Origin of the sequence: Asanoa sp. NPDC050611, from assembly GCF_040654855.1 — a bacterium.
Lineage (GTDB): Bacteria > Actinomycetota > Actinomycetes > Mycobacteriales > Micromonosporaceae > Asanoa.
Genome location: NZ_JBFAIU010000449.1, coordinates 1 through 5,099 on the forward strand (window position 1 = coordinate 1; position 5,099 = coordinate 5,099).

The window sequence follows — 5,099 nt, forward strand, 5'->3', positions numbered from 1 at the left end:
GGGATGAACGTATCGTGCTCGTGGATGTCCTTGCCGTTGCCGCGGACCGGGCCGTCGAGGCGCTGCAGGTTGCAGTTGATCACGAAGGTGAGGTTGTCGAGCTCCTCGCGGGCCGCGACGCCGATCGCGCCGAGCGACTCCGGCTCGTCCATCTCACCGTCGCCGAGGAACGCCCATACGTGCTGGTCGGACGTGTCCTTGATGCCCCGGTGCTGCAGGTAGCGGTTGAACCGGGCCTGGTAGATCGCGTTCAGGCCGCCGAGGCCCATGGAGACCGTCGGGAACTCCCAGAAGTCCGGCATGAGCCGCGGGTGCGGGTACGACGGCAGGCCGCCACCCAGCCCCGCGTGCGAGAGCTCCTGGCGGAAGCCGTCGAGGCGCTCCTCGGACAGGCGACCCTCCATGTACGCGCGGGCGTACATGCCGGGCGACGCGTGGCCCTGGTAGAAGATGTGGTCCCCACCGCCGGGGTGGTTCTTGCCCCGGAAGAAGTGGTTGAAGCCGACCTCGTAGAGCGCCGCGGCGCTGGCGTAGGTCGAGATGTGTCCGCCGACCCCGATCTCGGGGCGCTGGGCGCGGTGCACCAGCATCGCGGCGTTCCACCGGATGTAGGCGCGGATCCGCCGCTCGACGAACTCGTCACCCGGGAACCAGGGCTCACGCTCCGGCGGGATCGTGTTGATGTAGTCGGTGGTGGTCAGCGGGGGGACGCCGACGTTGCGCTCGCGCGCCCGCTCCAGCAACCGCAACATCACGTATCGGGCGCGCTTGGCGCCGCCCGCGTCGATGACTCCGTCGAGCGACTCGACCCATTCGGCGGTTTCCTCAGGGTCGACGTCCGGAAGCTGGCTCGGCAGGCCGTCACTGATCACCGGGCGCTTGCGTTCCGTAGCCACAGGCATTCCTCAGATTGTGGGGACGACTGACATTTCGGAGCCAAGTGTCCCGGGTGTGGGATTCGTCTCCAACGCCATCCTGCCCCGTTTCTCATCCGCGCGTCACGTCGCGTACTGCCAGACGCGACTCTCGACACAGATACCCGCCGGTAACTCATCCCGGAAGGAACGAAAAGCGGACTTGTCGGACAGCGTTGTCACCGTTGGTGTCGACCAGGCAGATGGACTGCCAGGTGCCCAGGGCGAGGCGGCCACCCAACACCGGGATCGAGGCGTACGGAGCGACGAACGCGGGCAGCACGTGGTCGCGCCCGTGCCCGGGTGAGCCGTGCCGATGCCGCCACCGGTCGTCGGCGGGCAGGAAGCCGTCGATCGCGGTCATCAGGTCGGGGTCGTCGGAGCCTGAGCCGCTCTCGATGATCGCGATGCCGGCGGTGGCGTGCGGGACGAACACGTGCAGCAGCCCGTCGCCCTCGCCGGAGACGAACTGCTGTGCCTCCGCCGTGACGTCACGGACCGCCGGCCGGCGGCCCGTCTGGACCGTGATCACCTCACTCCGCATCCGGATAAGTCTAGTGATCATCAACGGTTCGCACGTGACTAGTGGGGCAGGTGACTGGCTATGGGTGGCGCAAGTCGGTAATGCTTTCGACGTGACCACGCCGCAAGATCTCGACGAACGGTTCCGGGCGGCGGTCGGCGAGCTGTCCCCCGGCAGCGCCGACCTTCCCGACGGGATGCCGGCCGAGCTGGTGCGGGCCGTGTTCGACGCCCAGCTCACCAGCCGCCATCTCGACCTGGCCGCCCGCTGGTTGCGCAGCTTCGGCGAGGGCTTCTACACGATCGGGTCCGCCGGCCACGAGAGCAACGCGGTCGTCGCCGCCGCGCTCCGGCACACCGACCCCGCGTTCCTGCACTACCGGTCCGGCGCGTTCTACGCCGCCCGGGTCGCGCAGGGTGGCGGGGCCGACTCCGTCTCCGACACCGCCCGCGACGTGCTGCGCGGGGTGGTGGCCTCGGCCAGCGAGCCGATCGCCGGCGGCCGCCACAAGGTCTTCGGCAACGCCGCGCACCACGTCGTGCCGACCACCTCGACGATCGCCTCGCACCTGCCGCGCGCGGTGGGCGCCGCGTTCGCGATCGAGCGCCTGCGCAAGGTCAACGGCAATGGTGCCGCTGGTCCGCCGTGGCCGGCGGACGCGCTGGTCGTGTGTTCGTTCGGCGACGCGTCGGTCAACCACGCGACCGCCGCCGCCGCGCTCAACACCGCCGGCTGGATCGACCACACCGGGCTGCGCCTGCCGCTGCTGCTGGTCTGCGAGGACAACGGCATCGGGATCAGCGTGAAGTCGCCGCCGGGCTGGGTCGAGGCCACGCTGCGCGCCCGGCCGGGCCTGAAGTATTTCGGCGCCGAAGGAGATGACCCGGCCGCCGCGTACGCCGCCGCGGTGGAGGCCGCCGGGCACGTGCGGCGGACCCGCCGGCCGGCCGTGCTGCACCTGCGGACCGTGCGGTTCATGGGGCACGCGGGCGCGGACGCCGAGGTCGCCTACCGCCCGGCCGCCGACCTGGACCGCGACCTGGGCCGCGATCCCGTGATCGCCACCGCCCGCCTGCTGGTCGACGCCGGGCTGGCCACCCCGGAAGAGGTGCTGGCCCGGTACGACGAGGTCGGCTGGCAGGTGCGCAAGGTCGCCGAGGAGGTGCTGGGCGAGCGCAAGCTGGCCGGACCGGCCGAGATCGTGGCGACGCTCGCGCCCCGGCGGCCGGTGCGGGTCGCGCGTACCGTGTCGGACCTGTCCGGATTGTCGACCGCGGACCGCGCCGCGGCGTTCGGTGGGCGCCTCCCCGAGGAGGCCGGCCCGCTCACCCTGGCCCAGACGATCAACGCCACGCTCGCCGACGGGCTGCTGGCCAACCCGCGGATGGCCGTGTTCGGCGAGGACGTCGCGCTCAAGGGCGGCGTGTACGGCGTGACCAAGGGCCTGCGCGAGCGGTTCGGCGCGACCCGAGTCTTCGACACGCTGCTCGACGAGACCTCGATCCTCGGGCTCGGCCTGGGCGCGGGGCTGGCCGGGATGCTGCCGGTCCCGGAGATCCAATACCTCGCCTACCTGCACAACGCCGAGGACCAGCTGCGCGGGGAGGCGGCCACCATGCAGTTCTTCTCCGGCGGCGCCTACCGCAACCCGATGGTCGTGCGGATCGCCGGGCTCGCGTACCAGGAAGGTTTCGGCGGGCACTTCCACAACGACAACTCGGTTGCCGTGCTGCGCGACATCCCGGGCCTGGTCGTCGCGGTGCCGGCGCGGGCCGACGACGCGGCGCCGCTGCTGCGCACCTGCCTGGCCTCGGCCGCCGTCGACGGCAGCGTCTGCGTGTACCTGGAGCCGATCGCGCTCTACCACACGCGTGACCTCTACGAGGACGGCGACAACGAGTGGCTGGCGCCCTACCTGGGCCCGGCCTCGTGGGCCGACGCGCACGTCCCGGTCGGGCGGGCGCGGGTCTACCAGGTCGGCTCGGCGGAGGATCTGACGATCATCACGTTCGGCAACGGAGTACGGATGTCGCTGCGGGTCGCCGCCCGGCTCGTCGAGGAGGGCATCGGCGCGCGGGTGGTCGACCTCCGCTGGCTCGCGCCGCTGCCGGTCGCCGATGTGATCCGGGAGTCATCGGCCACCGGTCGCGTTCTTGTCGTGGACGAGACACGACGTTCCGGTGGGGTCGGTGAAGGGGTCCTGGCGGCCCTCGTCGACGCCGGATATGTCGGATCTGTTAGCCGGATCGCGTCCGTCGACTCGTTCGTCCCGCTCGGCCCAGCAGCGAGAGAAGTCCTGGTCGCAGAGGATGCCATCACTCAGGGTGCCCGAGCCCTCCTGGCACGGTAAGTTTCCCGGGGGACCCGAAAAGTCCGTGTCACAGTTCCGCCTCGCCGGAAAATCGAGCGCGGATCGGTCGGTGCGCCACTTGCGCGCGGGCCGCCGACTGTGTGGACTTTGCGGGAACTACAACGAGCGAGGGAGGCACGCAACAGTGAGCGCGACCGCAGGTCAGGCCGCCGACGGCGTACGCAGCCTGGCGGACCGGTTCGGCATCGAGCCGGGGATGGTCGTCATGGAGATGGGGTACGACGACGACGTCGACCAGGAACTCCGCGACGCCCTGACCGACCGCGCCGGTGAGTTGCTCGACGAGGACACCGACGAGGTGGTCGACGCGGTGCTGCTCTGGTACCGCGACGGCGACGGTGACCTCTTCGAGATGCTCGTCGAGACGCTGAGCCCGCTGGCCGGCAACGGCGTCGTCTGGCTGCTGACACCCAAGGCCGGGCGCTCCGGGCACGTCGAGCCGAGCGAGATCACCGAGCTGGCACCGACGGCGGGTCTGCAGCAGACGTCCACGGTCAACGCGGGCAAGGACTGGAGCGCCGCGCGCCTGGTGGTGCCCCGCGGGTCCCGCAAGAAGTAGGGGCCGCGATGCTCGAGGCGGGCACGCCGGCACCGGACTTCACCCTCAAGGACCAGAACAACCAGGAGGTACGACTCTCGTCGTACCGCGGGACCAGTGCGGTCCTGCTGGTCTTCTACCCCTTGGCCTTCTCGGGCACCTGCGGCGGCGAGATGGCAGCGCTGGAGAAGGCGCTGCCGGCGTTCGCGTCGGCGGGAGTCGAGGTGCTCACGGTGAGTGTGGACTCGACGTACGCCCACAAGATCTGGCTGATCCGCGAGTCCTGGACGATGCGGATGCTGGCGGACTTCTGGCCGCACGGTGGGGTGGCCGCTTCTTACGGGGTCTTCAACTCGTCAGCCGGCTTCGCGGACCGCGGCACGTTCCTGATCGACCGGGCCGGAGTGATCCGGTGGGCGGAGTGTCTCGGCCCCGGCGAGTCGCGGGACACGACCGTGTGGCTGTCCGCGCTCGCCTCCCTGGACGGCGGCTGACGCGGCCGTGGTCGGGTAAGCTTCGGCCGGTCCGGGGCGCGTAGCTCAGCGGAAGAGCACTCGCCTTACAAGCGAGGGGTCGCAGGTTCGAACCCTGCCGCGCCCACCGAATGGCTTGCTAAACCGTGTCCGCTGGCGCGGCCACGGTTTAGGAAGCCATTCGGCATTCCGATTCCGGGGGCGACCCCCGGAGACCCCACGGTGGGTGGGCGCGGTCCGCGGTAGGGGCGCGCGGTCCGCCCCAACGTGACCGTTGGGC

4 protein-coding genes, 1 tRNA gene and 1 pseudogene are annotated in these 5,099 nt (G+C 70.8%); 4 read left to right on the top strand and 2 right to left on the bottom strand.

Annotated features, from left to right (window positions below; translation table 11 throughout):
• Both AB0H87_RS37765 and AB0H87_RS37770 read right to left on the bottom strand, forming a co-directional pair.
• Nucleotides 1–896, bottom strand: a pseudogene (locus AB0H87_RS37765) (pyruvate dehydrogenase (acetyl-transferring), homodimeric type); the annotation flags it as partial.
• Between the two features lie 154 nt (nucleotides 897–1,050).
• A complete protein-coding gene (locus tag AB0H87_RS37770) occupies nucleotides 1,051–1,458 on the bottom strand; it encodes a YjbQ family protein (RefSeq protein ID WP_360157279.1) in 408 nt (135 codons plus the stop codon).
• 64 nt (nucleotides 1,459–1,522) lie between these two features.
• Here AB0H87_RS37770 and AB0H87_RS37775 point away from each other — a divergent pair, with 64 nt between their 5' ends.
• From AB0H87_RS37775 to AB0H87_RS37790, 4 genes are all read left to right on the top strand, one after another.
• Nucleotides 1,523–3,787 (top strand): thiamine pyrophosphate-dependent enzyme, encoded by a 2,265-nt coding sequence (locus AB0H87_RS37775; RefSeq protein WP_360157282.1) that lies wholly within the window; start codon nucleotides 1,523–1,525, stop codon nucleotides 3,785–3,787.
• A gap of 145 nt (nucleotides 3,788–3,932) precedes the next feature.
• On the top strand, nucleotides 3,933–4,367 hold the full coding sequence (locus tag AB0H87_RS37780) for a DUF3052 domain-containing protein (RefSeq protein ID WP_360157285.1): 435 nt from the start codon (nucleotides 3,933–3,935) through the stop codon (nucleotides 4,365–4,367).
• Nucleotides 4,368–4,375: 8 nt separating this feature from the next.
• Entirely contained in the window at nucleotides 4,376–4,840 is a 465-nt protein-coding gene (locus AB0H87_RS37785; protein WP_360157288.1) for a peroxiredoxin, read from the top strand.
• 34 nt (nucleotides 4,841–4,874) lie between these two features.
• Nucleotides 4,875–4,946: transfer RNA gene (locus tag AB0H87_RS37790), tRNA-Val, on the top strand.
• Nucleotides 4,947–5,099: the final 153 nt, after the last annotated feature.

Bases quoted from the DNA above. Each gene is read 5' to 3' on its own strand.
- AB0H87_RS37770 (WP_360157279.1), bottom strand. From the start codon at position 1,458: ATGCGGAGTGAGGTGATCACGGTCCAGACGGGCCGCCGGCCGGCGGTC.
- AB0H87_RS37785 (WP_360157288.1), top strand. From the start codon at position 4,376: ATGCTCGAGGCGGGCACGCCGGCACCGGACTTCACCCTCAAGGACCAG.